Origin of the sequence: Rhodococcus sp. NPDC076796, assembly GCF_040702765.1 — a bacterium.
Taxonomy (GTDB): Bacteria; Actinomycetota; Actinomycetes; order Mycobacteriales; family Mycobacteriaceae; genus Rhodococcoides.
Genome location: NZ_JBFBMS010000003.1, coordinates 756,270 through 772,762, shown reverse-complemented (window position 1 = coordinate 772,762; position 16,493 = coordinate 756,270). Strand labels below are relative to the sequence as shown.

General features: G+C 65.6%; 14 protein-coding genes. 7 read left to right on the top strand and 7 right to left on the bottom strand.

Features of this window, described 5'->3' with window-relative positions; translation table 11 throughout:
• Positions 1–35 precede the first annotated feature (35 nt).
• Positions 36–4,565, bottom strand: a complete 4,530-nt coding sequence (locus AB0366_RS13865) for an ATP-dependent helicase (protein WP_366244457.1) — start codon at positions 4,563–4,565, stop codon at positions 36–38.
• Positions 4,566–4,709: 144 nt separating this feature from the next.
• On the opposite strand from AB0366_RS13865, the gene AB0366_RS13860 reads away from it, so the two are divergent.
• Both AB0366_RS13860 and AB0366_RS13855 read left to right on the top strand, forming a co-directional pair.
• The gene (locus tag AB0366_RS13860; protein ID WP_068051442.1) at positions 4,710–4,961 is read left to right on the top strand and encodes a modification methylase HgiDII; all 252 of its coding nucleotides are present in this window, start codon (positions 4,710–4,712) and stop codon (positions 4,959–4,961) included.
• A 189-nt stretch (positions 4,962–5,150) separates the two neighbouring features.
• Complete coding sequence (locus AB0366_RS13855) at positions 5,151–5,672, top strand: DUF1992 domain-containing protein (protein ID WP_366244367.1); 522 nt, start codon at positions 5,151–5,153, stop codon at positions 5,670–5,672.
• Between the two features lie 11 nt (positions 5,673–5,683).
• Here AB0366_RS13855 and AB0366_RS13850 read toward each other — a convergent pair whose 3' ends face one another.
• On the bottom strand, positions 5,684–6,289 hold the full coding sequence (locus AB0366_RS13850) for a ribulose 1,5-bisphosphate carboxylase large subunit (protein WP_121870334.1): 606 nt from the start codon (positions 6,287–6,289) through the stop codon (positions 5,684–5,686).
• 54 nt (positions 6,290–6,343) lie between these two features.
• Between AB0366_RS13850 and AB0366_RS13845 the strand changes: the two genes are divergently transcribed.
• The 3 genes from AB0366_RS13845 (at position 6,344) to AB0366_RS13835 (ending at position 8,774) form a co-directional block, all read left to right on the top strand.
• Positions 6,344–7,528 (top strand): NAD(P)H-binding protein, encoded by a 1,185-nt coding sequence (locus tag AB0366_RS13845; RefSeq protein WP_366244366.1) that lies wholly within the window; start codon positions 6,344–6,346, stop codon positions 7,526–7,528.
• Entirely contained in the window at positions 7,528–8,238 is a 711-nt protein-coding gene (locus tag AB0366_RS13840; protein WP_037188095.1) for a type II CAAX endopeptidase family protein, read from the top strand. Before AB0366_RS13845 ends, AB0366_RS13840 begins: the two co-directional genes overlap by 1 nt.
• Before the next feature lie 98 nt (positions 8,239–8,336).
• Positions 8,337–8,774, top strand: a complete 438-nt coding sequence (locus AB0366_RS13835) for an Lrp/AsnC family transcriptional regulator (RefSeq protein WP_032376860.1) — start codon at positions 8,337–8,339, stop codon at positions 8,772–8,774.
• Here AB0366_RS13835 and AB0366_RS13830 read toward each other — a convergent pair.
• Both AB0366_RS13830 and AB0366_RS13825 read right to left on the bottom strand, forming a co-directional pair.
• A complete protein-coding gene (locus AB0366_RS13830) occupies positions 8,746–11,460 on the bottom strand; it encodes a molybdopterin cofactor-binding domain-containing protein (protein ID WP_366244365.1) in 2,715 nt (904 codons plus the stop codon). The two genes, AB0366_RS13835 and AB0366_RS13830, sit on opposite strands and share 29 nt — an antisense overlap.
• On the bottom strand, positions 11,457–12,269 hold the full coding sequence (locus tag AB0366_RS13825) for an FAD binding domain-containing protein (RefSeq protein ID WP_366244364.1): 813 nt from the start codon (positions 12,267–12,269) through the stop codon (positions 11,457–11,459). The genes AB0366_RS13830 and AB0366_RS13825 overlap by 4 nt, the downstream gene beginning before the upstream one ends.
• 214 nt (positions 12,270–12,483) lie before the next feature.
• On the opposite strand from AB0366_RS13825, the gene AB0366_RS13820 reads away from it, so the two are divergent.
• Positions 12,484–14,052 carry a PucR family transcriptional regulator ligand-binding domain-containing protein gene (locus AB0366_RS13820; protein ID WP_366244363.1) on the top strand — a complete coding sequence of 523 codons (1,569 nt, stop codon included), beginning with the start codon at positions 12,484–12,486 and terminating at the stop codon, positions 14,050–14,052.
• A gap of 9 nt (positions 14,053–14,061) precedes the next feature.
• A complete protein-coding gene (locus AB0366_RS13815; protein ID WP_366244362.1) occupies positions 14,062–14,694 on the top strand; it encodes a DUF2461 domain-containing protein in 633 nt (210 codons plus the stop codon).
• Between the two features lie 50 nt (positions 14,695–14,744).
• On the opposite strand, the gene pucL is transcribed toward AB0366_RS13815, so the two are convergent.
• From pucL to uraD, 3 genes are read right to left on the bottom strand one after another with little or no spacing between them, the layout of a single operon-like run.
• Complete coding sequence (gene pucL / locus AB0366_RS13810; protein ID WP_366244361.1) at positions 14,745–15,665, bottom strand: factor-independent urate hydroxylase; 921 nt, start codon at positions 15,663–15,665, stop codon at positions 14,745–14,747.
• 1 nt (position 15,666) lies between these two features.
• Positions 15,667–15,993: a hydroxyisourate hydrolase gene (gene uraH, locus AB0366_RS13805; protein ID WP_366244360.1), complete on the bottom strand. Its 327-nt coding sequence runs from the start codon at positions 15,991–15,993 to the stop codon at positions 15,667–15,669.
• On the bottom strand, positions 15,990–16,493 hold the full coding sequence (gene uraD, locus AB0366_RS13800) for a 2-oxo-4-hydroxy-4-carboxy-5-ureidoimidazoline decarboxylase (protein WP_366244359.1): 504 nt from the start codon (positions 16,491–16,493) through the stop codon (positions 15,990–15,992). Before uraD ends, uraH begins: the two co-directional genes overlap by 4 nt.

The following is a 16,493-nucleotide window of genomic DNA, read 5'->3' as shown; positions in this document are numbered from 1 at the left end:
TCCTCTCTGGTGTTCTTGCAGGTGATCGGGCAATTTCAGCGGCGCAGACGAAGTCCGCGCGGGGTCGCCGAGAAGCCTGCTTCGGTCAAGGTCTTGGCGAAGTCGGTGCCGTGAATGTCGTGACCGTTGATCCGCTCGACCAGTAGCTTGTCGACTCCGCCGCGGCGAACAGTGGCCGCCAAGGCGGTTGCTGCAGCGCCGATGTCCTCGGCATTCTCACCGAACGTGAGCACCGACTTTCCGCCACGTTCGACGAACATCGTCAATTCGCCGCGGACGAGGACGACCAGTGCGCCGGCCTTGCGCCCCGGCCGATGCTTCGTCGTCTCGTCCGGCTTCTCTCCGACACCGGCCTCGCCGACACCGGCTTTCGGCCAGGGCAGTGCTCCGCCGTAGGGGTTGGCCGGATCGCACGACGCGAGTACGACAGCGGTGGCGTTCTTCTTCGGTTCGTCGTAGCTGCGCAACCGGTCGACCACATCGGAGGTGGAGAATTGCGCACCGCCGAGTGAGTCGACGAAGTAGCCGCGACGGCAGCGACCGGAATCCTCGAACCCGGTGAGCACCTTGTACATCGTGGCGAATCCGCCGGGCACACCCTCGTTCATCACCGAACCGCGCGTCACGACGCCGTAGCGTTCGAGCAGGACGTCGGCGGTCGCATGGGCGCGGACGGTGAGGTCGGGTTCGAGCTCGGGCAATCGTGACCATCGTCCACCCGCCGTCGGCGGCCCGGTGCGGGTCGGGAGCGAGGGGCGCTCGAATTGCCGGTACGAGCGCAGCCGCGGTGTACGACGAGGCGCACGATGACTCGGGGCCGAGCGGGTGGTCGTCGAGTTCAGCAGCGCGCGCAGCGGAGCGAACGTGTCGTTGCTCAGACGCCCTGCCCACACCAGCTCCCACAGTGCAGCCTGCAGTGCGGTGTCGTCGGTACTGCCGACGGTATCGGAGAGTTGCCGGAAGAAGTACGCACCGCCGCCCGCGACGGCATCCTGAATGCGAACTTGCAGTTCCGACAGGTCCGATTCGGCGGCAGGCACCAGGGTGAGCGGGGCGGTGTCGGCCATGTGCAGGCTCACCCAGCCGTCCTTCGACGAGATCGCGCCGTGTCCCGACCACAGCACCTCGCCGGTGGAGGTGAGTTCGTCGAGCATCGCCGGACTGTAATCGGTCACCCGCGACGAGAGCACGAGAGATTCCCAGGCCGACGCCGGAACAGGAACGCCCGCAAGCTGTTCGATGACTGTCGCGACGCCGTCGATTCCGGTCAGGCGTCGGCTGTCCACGTGCTGCCACGCCGGCAGGAAGCGGCCGAGGGTGGCGGTGGAGACGGGTTCGACTTCCTGCCGGGCGGCAGCGAGCGACCGCCGCCGCAAACGCCGGAGGACCTCGGCCTCGCACCATTCGCTACCCGTAGCACCGGGACGGAATTCGCCCTCGACGACGCGCTTGTCGACGGCGAGTCTGCGTAGGACGTCGCGTACCACGGCGGTACCGACCCCGAAGCGCGCCGCCGCGTCGTCGAGGGTGAACGGTCCGTGGGTTCGTGCGTACCGGCTGATCAGGTCCACCAGCGGATCGTCGACCGGCTCGATGAATGCGGCCGGAGTACCGATGGGAAGCGGGACGCCCAAGGCATCGCGCAACCGAGCGGCGTCCTCGATGGCCGTCCACCAGTTCTGGCCGGCGAACGAGACCTCCATCGCCCTCTTGGCATCGGCCAGTTCGGTGAGCCACTGGGGGTACTCGTCGCCGTCGGTTCGCAGGCCGACTTCCGTGGCGGTCAGCGGACCGAGCAGCCGTAGCAGGTCTGCGACGCCTTCGATGTCCTTGGCGTGGCGGTCCTCGGGGAGGCGCTGCAATTCGAGTTCGGTGGTGGTGATGACGCTGTCGTCGAGCAGCTCTCGCAGTTCGACGCGTCCGAGCAGTTCGGCGAGGAGCGCCGAGTCGAGTGACAGTGCGGCGGCTCGGCGTTCGGCCAACGGGCTGTCGCCCTCGTACATGAATGCGCCGACGTAGTTGAACAACAGCGAATTGGCGAACGGCGACGGCGATGGGGTCTCGACGTCGACGATTCTGATCTGGCGTCGGCCGATTCGGGCCAGGATGTCCTCGAGGGCGGGGAGGTCGTAGACGTCCTGGAGGCACTCGCGGACCGTCTCGAGCAGGATCGGGAACGTGGGGTATTTGCGTGCCACGTCGAGCAGCTGAGCCGAACGCTGGCGTTGCTGCCACAGTGGCGCGCGTTTGCCCGGGTTGCGCCGGGGGAGAAGCAGTGCGCGAGCGGCACATTCGCGAAACCTCGACGCGAACAATGCCGATCCGCCGACCTGCTCTGTGACGATGTCGGCAATCTCGTCGCGCTCGAACACGAACAGCTCTGCGCCGGGCGGCTGGTCGTCGGTGTCGGGGAGCCGAACGATGATGCCGTCGTCGGAAGCAGTGGGGGCGGCGTCGATGCCGTAGCGCTCGATCAGCCTTGCGCCGACTGCGAGTGCCCACGGCGCGTGTACCTGCTGACCGTAGGTGGAATGCAGCACGAGCCGCCAGTCGCCCAGTTCGTCACGGAACCGCTCGACGATCATCGTCTTGTCGGTGGGGAGCTGGCCGGTGGCCTCGAGTTGTTCGTCGAGCAAAGCGATGAGGTTGTTGACGGCGTTGGCGTCGAGACCGTCGGAGCTCAGTCGCTCGGCCAAGTTGCTGCGGTCGGTGGTGCTGCGAAGGAACTCGCCGAGCGCCTGGCCCAGTTCTGCCGGTCGGCCGAGACCGTCGCCGTGCCAGAAGGGGAGCCGGCCGGGTTGACCGTACGCCGGGCTGACGAGCACCCGATCGTGGGTGATCTCCTCGATGCGCCAGCTGGTGGCACCGAGTGCGAACACGTCACCCACTCGAGATTCGTAGACCATCTCTTCGTCGAGTTCGCCTACCCTGGACTGCTTTTCACCCACCATGTAGACGGTGAACAGTCCACGGTCGGGGATGGTGCCGCCGGAGGTGACGGCCAGTCGCTGCGACCCGGGACGGCCGGTGAGAGTGTTGGCGTCGCGGTCCCACACGAGCCTCGGCCGCAGTTCGGCGAACTCGTCCGAGGGATAGCGGCCCGAGAGCAGGTCGAGAGTCGACTCGTAGGCCGACCGGGGCAGGGTGGCGAAACTGCCTGTGCGACGGAGAGAATCGAACCAGTCCTCGGCGTCGATCGGTTCGAGAGCGCAGGCCGCCACGGTCTGCTGCGCCAGCACGTCGAGAGGGTTGGCGGGAACGAACAACGCCTCGATCTTCCCCGACGTCATCCGTTCGACGGTGACGGCGCAGTGAATCAGATCGGTGCGGTGCTTGGGGAACAACACACCCTTGGAGATCTCGCCGACCTGGTGACCCGCGCGTCCGACGCGTTGCAACCCACTCGCCACCGATGGTGGCGCTTCGACCTGAACGACCAGATCGACTGCGCCCATGTCGATTCCGAGTTCGAGGCTGCTGGTGGCGACGACGCAGCGCAGCCTGCCGGTCTTGAGATCGTCTTCGATCAGCGCGCGCTGATCCTTGCTTACACTGCCGTGGTGGGCTCGGGCCAACAACGGATCTGCGCCGTGGTTCACGTCGTTGGGAGTGCCGACCTGCGAGGGCGGTTTGTGCTGTGTCTCCACGCCGTCGCCGATCCGTTCGGCATACACCTCGTTGAGCCGCGCGGTGAGTCGTTCCGCGAGGCGTCGAGAATTGGCGAAGACGATGCACGATTTGTGCTCGAGGATGAGATCGACCATCTTCTCCTCGACGTGCGGCCAGATCGATCCCTGCGCCGGGGGAGCGGCCGAGGTGTCGGCATTCGGGTCGGTGACGCCCAGTTCGGTCATGTCCTCCACGGGCACCTGAACCGTCAGATCGAACGTCTTCGGAGCGGGTGGAGCGACGATCTCGATGGGGGCCGCACCGGCCAGGAAGCGGCCCACTTCTTCGTGAGGTCGCACAGTCGCAGACAGGCCGATGCGCTGTGCGGGCTTGTCCAACATCGCGTCGAGCCGCTCGAGGGACACCGCCAGATGCGCGCCCCGTTTGGTGCCTGCGACGGCGTGTACCTCGTCGACGATCACCGTGTCGACCTCGGCGAGGATGTCTCGCGCGGCCGAGGTGAGCATCAGGAACAGCGATTCCGGGGTGGTGATCAGAATGTCCGGCGGAGTCCTGATCATGTTCCTGCGGTCGGCGGCGCTGGTGTCGCCGGATCGCACGCCGACCGAGATCTCCGGTGGGTTCAGCCCGAGGCGCTTCGCGGTCTGGGTGATCCCGACCAGTGGAGCCCGCAGGTTGCGCTCGACGTCGACGGCAAGGGCCTTGAGCGGCGAGATGTAGAGGACTTTGGTTTTGCGGGTGCTGTCCGCACCCAGTTGCGCCAGCTCGTCCAGGGCCCACAGGAAGGCCGAGAGCGTCTTACCCGAACCCGTCGGAGCAACCACGAGGGTGTGCGAACCACTCGAGATCGACGACCACGCGCCCAACTGCGCGGACGTGGGGGCAGGAAAGGCGCCGGTGAACCATTCACGGGTGGGCCGCGACAACTTCTGCATCACCGACAGCTCGCCCGCTACGTCGGTGCCCGTAATCTGCCTGGCCATCCCATCATCATGCCCCCGGGCACCGACAGATAATCCTCACGCAGTTCCGCGATTGCGCGGCGGTGTCGATTCGAGCGATTCGGGTACACCGCTCCCATGACCGACGACCAAGAGATCATGCAGAAGATTTCCGCGAAACTCGACGCTCTGCTCGGCAGCAAGACCAACGGCCTGCAGAACGAGGTGCCTCCGGGTGCGAGCATCCAGTCCGACGAGGACGACGCCGAGCACGGGCCGCTCGGGCGCGACTACCACTTGGCGAGCAAGTACGCACAAGCGCTCGCCATCAACGAGCCTCAGGTGATCGACCGCGAAGAATTCGACCGTTTGGTCGCCGAATACGGGTGACCTGCGCTGGTCAGTGACCGACGATGCCCCGCCCCGATTCAGGGTCGGGGCTTCGTCGTGTTCGGCGACCGCACCTGACGGTTCACGATCGAGCAGAACCGGCAGAATCCCGCGCTCGGTGTCCGATAGTGAACGCTCCGGTGCGGCAGACGTGGCGTATGGCCTGGCATCGGATCTACAGTCGATGGGGTGACCGAACGGAAGAAGCCAGGAGTCACGTTCGAGTCCTGGGTGGACAAGCAGATTCGCCAGGCGCAGGACAACGGTGCGTTCGAGGGCCTCGAGGGCACCGGTAAACCGATTCCGGTCGGCGACCCCGGCGACGAGCTGTGGTGGGTTCGCGGCTACCTGAAACGGGAGAACCTGCCCGCCGATGCGTTGCTGCCCACCGCGCTGCAGCTGCGCAAGGAGATCGAGCGGCTGCCGGCGACACTGATCGGCATTCGGCGCGAGGATTCGGCGCGAGATGTGCTGGACGAGTTGAATGCTCGCATCGTCGACTGGATTCGGTTCCCGACGCCGCCGGTCGTGCCGCTCGCCCCGGTGGACGTCGAGACCTGGATGGAGAGCTGGCGAACCAACCGAGCCGAGGTGGACCGTCTCGAGCGTGAGCATCGTTCGCAGTCGGCCGCGACACCCACGAATGCGAGGGGTTCCGATGCGCCGTCCTGGTGGACGCGACTGCGCGGCAAGATCGTCCGGGAGCGCTGAGGCCGAGCGCCCTAGTTCTCTGCGTCGCGTTCTTCGTCGGCGAGCTTGTCCTCACCGCGATTGCGGAAGAACTTGAATCCCGGAATGCCGATGACCGCGCGTCGAACGTCCTTGGTGACTCCGAGGAGCTCATGAATCTCGGGGGACACCGTGTCGAGGGTGGCGAGGATGGGAAGCAGCGCTTCCATGTGATCGAGGAGTCCGGGTAGCTGATCGACCATCGCGATCGCGGCGTCGACCTCCTCCTCGGACAGGCTGTCGACGAACTTGCGGGCCATGGGTTCGGATTTCTTGGCGATGGGATCGAACAACTCGATCAGCTCCAGCGCGGTGTGCGAGGCGACCGACGCCGACGCGACCACCTCGTCCGCGGCCCCGGTTGTCCGCTGCACGCTGGCAACCACGGCGTCGGCGGAGTCGATCACGTGATCGATGCGTGTCATCAACATCTCAATGCGTGTCAGCAGTGCTTCGATTCGGCCGGGCAGGGTAAGCGCGAAAGCGGTCGTGGTGAGCATCCAGCCCGCACCGGCCCGCGCAACCGCTACTCCGCGCCGGAGCACCGTTTCGGTACCGAGGGGATCGGGGAGAACCACACCTGCCAAGACCAGAGCCATAGGAGCGACAATGCCACACCGACACAACGCCCCGACTGCCGTTAGCCTCGAAGCATGAGAGCCCTCGTCACCGGTGCCAGCGGGTACATCGGGTCGCGGTTGGTGGCAGCTCTGCTGGCCGACGAGGCCGAGGTCGTCGTCGGCTCCCGAACGCCGGACAATCTGCGGACCTTCGACTTCTTCGACTCCGTCACCGCAGTCTCGCTCGACGTCACCGACGAACAGTCCTGTGCTGCCGCGTTCGCGGAGACCGGCGACATCGATGTGGCCTATTACCTCGTGCACGCCATCGGCGAATCCGACTACCGAGCGCAGGACCGACGATCCGCCGAGCAGTTCGCTGCGGCGGCCGCGCGGGCGGGAGTACGCCGAATCGTCTACCTCGGCGGTTTCGTACCCGACGACGACCGACTCTCGGAGCACCTCGCGAGCCGGGCGGACGTCGGCGAGGCTCTGACGGTCGACGGCGTCGAGCTGGTCTGGCTGCGAGCGGCCATCGTCCTGGGTGCTGGCTCGACGTCGTACGAGATGTTGCGGTACCTCGCCGATCGCTTGCCGGTGCTGCCGCTGCCGAGTTGGCTCGCCGAGCCCGTGCAGCCCATCGCCGTCGACGACGTGCTGCACTACCTGCTGGCATCCGCCGACGCCGAATCGGTTCCCGCGGGTTCCTACGACATCGGTGGGCCGGATGTGGTGCCGTATCGAGATCTGGTGTTCGCGTACGTCGAAGCTGCCGGTCTCCAGCGCATCGGCGTTCCGGTGCCGCTGGTGCCGACCTCGCTCGCAGGCAAGGTCATCGGAAAGATCATTCCGGTTCCCGCCGGACTCGCCGAGGATCTCGTCGGGTCGCTGCACAACACGATGACGACGTCGGAGAGTCGGATTCGTGAGCTCGTTTCCGACCCTCCTCGAGGTCTCACCACGATTGCCGACGCCATGGCCCGTAGTGTGCGGGGAATGGTCGGTGACCCACCCGGTGTCTGTGCGCTGAAGGATCCGCTTCGGCTGGCGCGCACCGACGCGGCGTGGAGCGGCGGTGACGCTCTGGGGATCAGGCGTCGCGGTGTCGCGGCGTCCTCCGACCGCACCTGGGGGTTGATCGAAGCCCTCGGTGGGCGTCGACTGCTGTACTCGAAGCCTGTTGCGGCGGCAGTGCGTACCAATCTCGACGTGATGGCCGACGTGAATCGACGCGCGAGGTCGGCCGTGCGCCGACTGACCGATACCGAGGAGGCGTGATGGGAACGTGGTCCACGACCGCGCTCAACGTGATGAAGTCCGCTCTGGTCGACCCGGTCGAGCGCGATCACAAGGAGTCCGACGCGGCGTTCCGCAAGCGGCGGATCATCGTGCTGATCACACTGGTGATCGGTGCCACGGTGCTCTACTTCTCGCTCAAGGTCGAGCCGGGCGATCCCGCGTTCTACGCACTGACCCTGGTGTTGGCCGCGGTGTGGACGGTGGGCGGATTCCTGTCGGGCCCACTGCATCTCGGACGCATTCAGGTCGGGGGATCGATCAGGCGGCCGATCGTCACGCCCATCCTGATCGGTCTCGCCGTCGGCGGAGTGTTCATGCTCGGCGGTCTCGTGGTGCGGCAGATTCCGCCGCTGGCCGACTTCACCGAGAACGTACTCGCGCACGCCCGGGTGGGCTCGTTGGTGTTGATCGTGTTCATCGCGTTGCTCAACGGCGTGGCCGAGGAGATCTTCTTCCGAGGAGCGCTGTACTCGGCCATCGGCGTCAAGCATCCGGTGATCATCTCGACGGTCGTCTACGCGATAGCCACCCTCGCCTCGGGCAACCCGATGCTCGGCTTCGCCGCAGTGCTTCTGGGCTACGTGATGGGCCTGCAGCGGCGCGCGTCCGGCGGAATACTGGCACCGATCCTCACGCACGTCAGTTGGTCGGCGGTCATGGTTCTCGCGCTACCGCCGCTCTTCGTGTGATCTGCGGTGTTCGACCAGAAAGAGGCACAAGCACCGATTCGACCGGCCGAAACGGACGCCTGCGCTGATTCGTCTCCGATCTGGGCTACATTGCGCAGGTGAGTGAAAATCTCGATCGCGTCGATCGCTTGATCATCGACGAGCTTGTCTCCGACGGACGCGCTACTTTGGCGACGTTGGCGGAGAAGGCTTCCCTGTCCGTCTCGGCCGTTCAATCCAGAGTTCGACGGCTCGAATCCCGACGCGTCATCCGTGGGTACACGGCGCAGGTCGACCCGGAGGCCCTCGGCCGGCCGCTGTCGGCGTTCGTCGCCATCACTCCGATCGATCCGGCCCAACCGGACGATGCCCCCGCCAGGTTGAAGCATCTGTCGGCCATCGAGTCGTGCCACTCGGTTGCCGGTGAGGAAAGCTACGTGCTGCTGGTGCGAGTCGAGTCGCCGAGAGCGCTCGAGCGCTTGCTGCAGGAGATCCGCGCAACCGCCAACGTGCAGACGCGCAGCACGATCATTCTGCAGACGTTCTACGACCGCTGACCGCCCGCCATATGCGGTCCGACGACATGGGTAGGTCGTAGAGCCGGGCACCGACGGCGTCGCGGATGGCGTTGGCCAAGGCCGGTGCCACGGGATTGTACGGAGACTCGCTCATCGACTTCGCGCCGAACGGGCCCAGACGATCGTAGGTGTCGGCGAACAGAACTTCCGTGGGAGGAATGTCCGCGAACTGCGGAACGTGGTAGCTACGAATCGAATCCGTGGTGACCAGACCGGCACCGTCGGTGCGGATCTCCTCGTACAGTGCGCTACCGATCGCCTGTGCGACGCCGCCCTCGACCTGCCCACGGCACTGCTGCGGGTTCATCACGGTTCCTGCGTCCGCGCTCTGCACCGACTGCAGTATTTTCACGGTGCCGGTGTCCTCGTGCACCGCCACCCGGAACGCGTGCACGTTGAACGCGAGCGAACGCGGCAGCCCGCCGCTGTTGCCCGCAGTGACGAGGGTGCCTCCCGCCATCGCCAGAATGTCGTCGAGGGTGACGAAGCGATCTCCGCACCGCACGCCCTCCGGTCCGAGTGTGCAGTCCGAATTCCGGTGCCCGGTCGCGGTGGCGGCCAGATCCAGAATCCGAGCCGACATCGCGCGAACCGCCGCGTACAGGGCCTTGCCTGCCACCACGGTGCCTGCCGAACCGAATGCGCCCGTGTCGTACGTGACCGAGTCGGTGTCGGATTGATCGACTCCGATGCGGTCCACGGACGTGCCCAATTCACTCGCCGCGATCTGAGTGTGGACGGTGGTTGTTCCGTTGCCGAATTCCGCAGTCCCGACGCGTATCTCGTACCGACCCTCGGGCAGCAATGCCACCGAGGTCTCCGCGCGGTGGCCACGCGGCGGAATGGTCGCGATCATGGCCACCGCCATTCCTTCGCCGACCTTCCAACCCGCCGGTGCGTGCTCGCCGTTGCCCCGTCGCAGACCGGCTTCGGCCAGATCGATGCACTGGTCGAGGCCGTAGCTGCCGAACTGCAGGTCGTCTCCCTCGTGGTGGGCGGCGACGATGTCGTCGCCGGGGACGATCACGTTGCGTCTGCGAAACTCGAACGGGTCGACGTCGATCTCCCGCGCCAGATCGTCCATCGCCGATTCGATCGCGAACATCACCTGTCCCAACCCGTAGCCGCGGAAGGCTCCGGACGGGATGTTGTTCGTGTACACGGTTTTAGCGTCGACTCGCTTGTTGGCGCACCGATAGATCGCCACCGACTCGCCGCAACCGTGGAACATCACACCGGCACTGTGGTTCCCGTAGGCACCGGCGTCGGTGAGAACGTCGATCGACAGGGCGGTCAGCGTGCCGTCGGCGCTCGCGGCGGCGGTGACGTCGACGCGGAACGGATGGCGACACGGTGCGACAGTGAACTCGTCGGTGCGCGTGAACTCGAACTGCACCGGTCGACCGGTACGCAGTACCGCCAGCGCCACCACGTCTTCGGTGAGCAACTCCTGCTTGCCGCCGAATCCGCCGCCGACGCGCGCGGTGAACACTCGGACGCGATCGCGTGCCAAGCCGAAGATCTCGCAGATCTCCTCGCGCACCAGAAACGGAACCTGAGTGCTGGTACGCAGATTCAATTTTCCGGTCTCGTCCAACCAGCCGATGGTGCCGTGGGTCTCCAGGTGTACGTGCTGAATCCGCTGCGTGGTCCATCGGCCGGTGACGACCGCCGCTGCGCCGCGAACGGCAGCGTCGACGTCCCCGGTGCTGCCGTGCAGTTCGGCCACCAGATTGCGCGACGGATCCGCGATCCGAGCCGTCGCATCCTTGTCGCCGTGGATCTTCGGCGCATCGGGGGCGAGCGAGGACTCCGGATCGAACACTGCGGGCAGCACGTCGTACTCGACGACGAGGGCGCGACACCCCTCCTCGGCTGCTGCCACCGATTCTGCTACCACGATCGCCACCCGTTGGCCGATGAAGCGCACAACGGTATCGAGAACGTGGGTGTCGTCCGGATCGTCGACGCGGCGGTCGTGGCGGGCGGTCGAGAAGGCGGTTGCCGGGCTGTCTTTCGCGGTCAGGATCAGATGCACGCCCGGTACCTGCTCGGCCGCGGTTGTGTCGATGGAGACGATCCGGGCATGTGCGTGCGGACTTCCGAGAACACTGGCGTGCAGCAACCCGGGAGGGGTGTGGTCGAGTGTGTAGGGCTCGGTTCCGGTGACGATCCGCGTACTGGCGGGTGCTGCGAGGGACCGTCCACACGCCGGACCGTCGACGGACTTCTCGGTGTTGACCACCCCGCAGACGGCGTCGGACACGGCGCGATACCCGGTGCAGCGACACAGGTTTCCCTTCAGCCGTTCGGGAAGCTCGTCCAGGTCTTCCTCGCTCAGCGTCGAGGCGGTGACGACCATTCCCGCAGTGCAGAATCCACACTGGAATCCGGCGGCTTCGACGAACCGGCTCTGCATCGGATGCAGATCGTCCGGTGTACCGAGACCCGCGACGGTGGTGACGGACCGGTTGGCCGCACGGAAGGCGGGGAAGATGCACGAATGCACCGGTTCGCCGTCGACGAGAACCGAACATGCGCCGCAGTCGCCCGCGTCGCACCCCTTCTTCACCTCGAAGTGGTCGTGTTCACGGAGCATGGTGCGCAGACACTGACCGGGCCGTGGAGTGACGTCGGTCGGCACACCGTTGATGTCCACGATCATGACAACTCCTCGCGAATCTGGTGCGCTGCAGTGCAACTGATGTGACGCCGCCAGTCCGGAGCCCCATGGGGGTCGTCGTACCAGTGCTGGCGACCGATGGTGGCGGCGAGAGCGTCGTCGAGTTCGCCCGCCGTCGGCAGGCTCGGAAAGCGAAGAACGAACGGACGGACGGTCGACGCGCTGACGGTCAGAACGAATTCGCCGCCGTCGTCTACCCGCCCGATCACCACGGCGGCCGATCGCCCGAGCGGTGACAGTGCGAGCTTGCGCATCGCCGTTCGCGACCGGAGTGCGCGCAGCGGAATCTCGATGCTGCGCAGTACGTCCCCCGGTCGAAGGGCGTTGGCGTGCGGGCCCGTGACCAGATCTGCGATCGCGATGCCGTAGTCGTGATCGGGCCCATCACCAGACCACACCTGCCCGACGCCGTCGAGAGCCGCGGTCAACGAGATCATCGCACCGGCAGGCAGGGCCAGCGCGATGTTGCCGCCGACGGTTGCGGTCTTCCAGATCTTGAACGAGGCCAACAGCGCTGCTGCGCAGCGGGGAAACAGTGCGGTGGCCGGCCACGGAGAGGTATAGCGCGCCAGCGTCTCGATGGTGCACGTCGCGGCGATCGAGAGCCCGGTCTCGGTGACGGTCAACGGCTCCCAGCCCAAGGCAGTGACATCGACGAGGGTGGCCAGGTGGTCCTGCTTCTCCGAGAACAGCCAGGTCCCTCCCGCGAGCACAGCGGTGTCCGCGCGTCCGGGCGGCAGGTCCGCTCGGGAGCCGGGAAGCAGAATGTCGTCGACAGTACCGAGATCCATGGCCCTCGTTCACCTCGTCCTCGCCGGATGATCCGCCACGCCGGCAGATCCACCAGCCGATGTGTCATCTCGAACTGTAATGAGTATCTGTTACCGATCTTCGGTCGTTCGGCGATACGCCCGAAACTCGGTGGAAACAACCCACACATACTGTTTCTTCCTACGAGCTCAGCTGTTTCGAGCACGCTCAGCGAAGGCCGGGGGAGGAACAGCAGTGCAGGTCAAGGACTTGCTCGACGCCACGCAGCTCGGCATTCGATTGCTCACCTCCGACACCGACGCTCTGGGGCGCACGCTGCGATGGACGTACACGACCGATCTGCCGGACCCGTCGCGCTACATCGCGGGTGGCGAGCTGGTCATCACCGGTCTCGTGTGGCATCGAACGCCCGCGGACAGTGAGATGTTCGTCCGGGCCGTCGCCGAATCAGGGGCATCGGCACTGGCCGCCGGTGAAGGGCTGCTCGGCCATGTCCCACCCGATCTGATCGACGCCTGCGAGCGGCACGGGCTACCGCTGCTCGCGGTACCCGAGACCGTCTCGTTCGGCGAGGTGACCGAGTTTCTCGTCGGCCGTGTCACCGGGGATCGCATAGCCTCGCTGAACACCTCGCTCGTCCGGCAGCGCCAGCTGCTCACCGCGATCGCGGACGGCAGAGCGCTCGACGAGTTGGCGCTGCACACCTCCAGGGAAACCGGGATGGCGTGTCTGATCTTCACGGCGACCGGACGTCGGTTGGTGGCCGAAGTCTCGGCGTTCTCCGATGCCGACGTGGACACGCTGACGCACGCTGCGCTCTCCTCCGAAAGGCTGCCCACGACAACCACTCTCAGTGACGGCGGCGTGTACAGCATCTTCGGCATCGGCCCGTCGCTGGTGCAACGGACCACCCGATGGTTCTTGGCGGTTGCGGGAGACATGGCGACGTTCCCACCCGCCATCTCCGATGCGTTCGGCCAGCTCGCGGCCATCGCCGCGCTCGATCGTGCTCGACGCGAGGAGGGACGGCTGGTCCGACGCGAAATCGCGGACCAGGCAGTGGCGTTGATCGAAGCCGACAGCACCAGACCCGAAGCCCTGACGCGGCTGCGTCAGGCAGGCGTCGACCCGGACCGCTCGCTGGTCGTCGTCAGGGTCGTCCACAGTGGACGGATCGACCTGCGCGAGATGCTGCGTACGGTTCTCAGCGACACGCTGACCTCCTTCGGTGGCGGCTGCGTCGGGTGCAGCACGCACGGCGACATCGTCGCTGTCGTGAACACCGACGATCCGAACTTCACGCACACACTGCGAACCCGATTGACTCGCTTGGGTTCCGGCATCGGACACAGCCGTCTGCTCGTGGGCGTCAGTTCCGAAGCAACCGGGATCACCGTCGACGGCGCGCTGCGATCGGCCCGTCACGCACTCGAAGTCAGCAGGCAAGGGACCAGCCCGGTGACCGTCACCGCGGGTGCGCAACTGACCTCGGCGGTCTCGATGCTCTCGGCTCTGCCCGACGATGTGCGTCGGTCGTTCGTCGAACACGTTCTGGCTCCTCTGCTCGACTACGACCGGCGTACCGATGCCGGTCTGACCGATACCCTTCGTGAGTTCCTGGCCACCGGTGGATCGTGGAACCGAACGGCCGAGTCGCTGCACGTCCACCTCAACACCGTCCGCTACCGAATCAAGCGAGTCGAGGAGTTGTTGGGCCGCGATCTGAGTTCCACCTCGGACCGGCTCGATGTCTACCTCGCGCTTCAATCCATCCCTCGTTCGTCGGCCACGGGGGCCGCATAGGATCGAACGATGACTGGCTTCACCGGAATACCCTTCGCGGCCCTGGACTTCTACGAGGACCTCGAAGCCGACAACAGCAAGCTCTGGTGGAACGAGCACAAGGACGTCTACGACACTGCGGTCAAGGGGCCGATGACGGCGTTGCTCGCGTCACTCGAACCGGAGTTCGGTACTGCCAAGGTCTTTCGCCCCTACCGCGACGTTCGCTTCTCCAAGGACAAGACCCCGTACAAGACCCATCAGGGCGGATTCGTCGCTCGCGGCGACAGTCTGGGCTACTACGTCCAGATCGACCCCGCCGGGTTGTTCGTCGCAGGCGGCTTCTACAATTCCTCGACCGAGGGCGTGGCCCGCTACCGCCGCACCGTCGACGACGACGTCCGCGGAGCCGAACTCGAGCGAATATTGGCGACGCTGACCAAGGCCGGCTACGAGATCGGCGGCGACAAGCTCAAGACCAAGCCTCGGGGATACGAGCTCGATCACCCGCGAATCGACCTCCTGCGCCACAAGTCACTCACCGCGGGTAAGCATTTCGGCTCACCGGCCTGGCTGGAGACACCCAAGGCCGCGACGAAGGTCCGCGATGCCTGGCGGGCCCTCACCCCGTTGGTGGAGTGGACTGAGGCGTTGCACACGTGAGCGGAAATTCGTAGCAGGGGTCGAAGTTCTGCTCACATGCGCGGAGCGCTCTATCCGACGACAGAGTATGTCCGCCACGCACTTCCGGCGTCCGGGGCATCCTCGCGCTCGACGGTCGCCTGAATCAGACCGTACGGCCGATCGTCCGCATTGAACACCTCGAGGTTGTTCTCGATGCCGAACTTGCCCAGGTCGTAGACGAAGTGATGCTTGTTCGGAGCCGACATCGTGATCTCTGCGATGAACGGATACTTCTCCAGCACCGCCTCGCCCATGGCGTACAGAGTCTGCTGCAGAGCCAGCGACTGCAGATTGGCGAACCGTTCGATCATCGCCGCCTTCACGCCCGCGTAGACGGCGTCCCACTCGACATCGGTGGTGGTGTATCGCCACTGCGCCGTCAGCGATGTCGCCATCACCCGATCGGTCGTGGGTTCGAGAATGGTCAGGTCGTCCTCGAGGAATCCGTGGAATTCCGAACCCGTGGACTTGAGAATCACCATCTCCTTGAAGCCGCTGATCACCCACGTCCGCTGCGCCTCACCCTTGCCCTCGACGGTCACCGCCGACGTACGGATCTCCTCGCCCTTGCGGGTCCACGTGTGATCGTGCTCGACGCCGTCGATCACCGCGCGAGCCCACGCGTATTCCTCGAGTTCGATGCGGGCTCCGTCCACGGGCTCGACATCGTCGACGTAGTGGCGAGCCAGATCGAGGCCGTAGCTCTCCAGATGCAGCAGGCCCTTGGTCTTCGCGTATGCGTACGCGGTCTGCTTCTGAGTGTCGGTGGGCAGCACGTTGGACTGATCGCCCACCAGGTGCGCGGGAGAGAAGTCGCCGCGCAGAGCGCTCGACACGTTGATGTCGTGAATCTCGTGGCGAGGCGAGTCCCGATAGATCCGCACCACGCGGTTCTCCGCCTTGCCGTACTGATTGGATCCGAGGACGATCTTTCCGGTCAGGTCGGTCATGTCAGCTCCCGCGATAGGTCGAATAAGCGAAGGGGGACAACAGCAATGGGACGTGATAGTGCGCATCGGGATCGGTGACGGTGAACGAAATGGACACCTCCGGGTAGAAGCTCGGTGTTGTCGTCGCCTCGAAGTAATCGCCGGTATCGAACGAGAGTCGATACACGCCCGGATCGATCGGACCGGGCACGACCTCCCCGATTCTGCCGTCTCCATCGGTGGTTGCCGTGGAGATCTCGCCCTTCTCGGGATGGAACAACCGCACCCGCATCCCCACCGCCGGTGTCCCCGAGGTGGCGTCGAGGACGTGCGTCGACAATCCCGTCACTGCTCGGGACCCAGCATGCGGCCGAGGCGAATTCGGTTGATCTTGGCCAGTTCCACGCGGAGCACCCGTCTTTCGGTTTCGGCATCGTTGTCGAGCCTCTCCTCGAGGATAGCGAGCAGTTCCTCCGCGGATCTGCCGGTGGCGCACACCAGGTAGACGTGCCCGAACTTCTCCTCGTAGGTGCGATTTCCCGTCGCCAGCTTCTCGAGCACCTCGGTGCCCGCGGTCGTCACGGCGGCCTGTTCGCGTTTGGACGACGGGTTGTCGGCCTTGCCGCCGATCCGGGGATGACCGTCGAGCGCATGATCGATCTCCGCCTCGGGCAGCTCGGCGAGCACTCGATCGGCTCTGTCCAACAGCATGTCTCGACTGTCGAAGGGGCGACCCTGGGCGACTCGACGGGCCCAGATCGACGATGCGCAGCACTCGTAGAGTGCATGCATCGCCTGCCGATCACTGAGCCGATTGAACCCGTCGAGCCCTATCCATTCGTGAAGCAC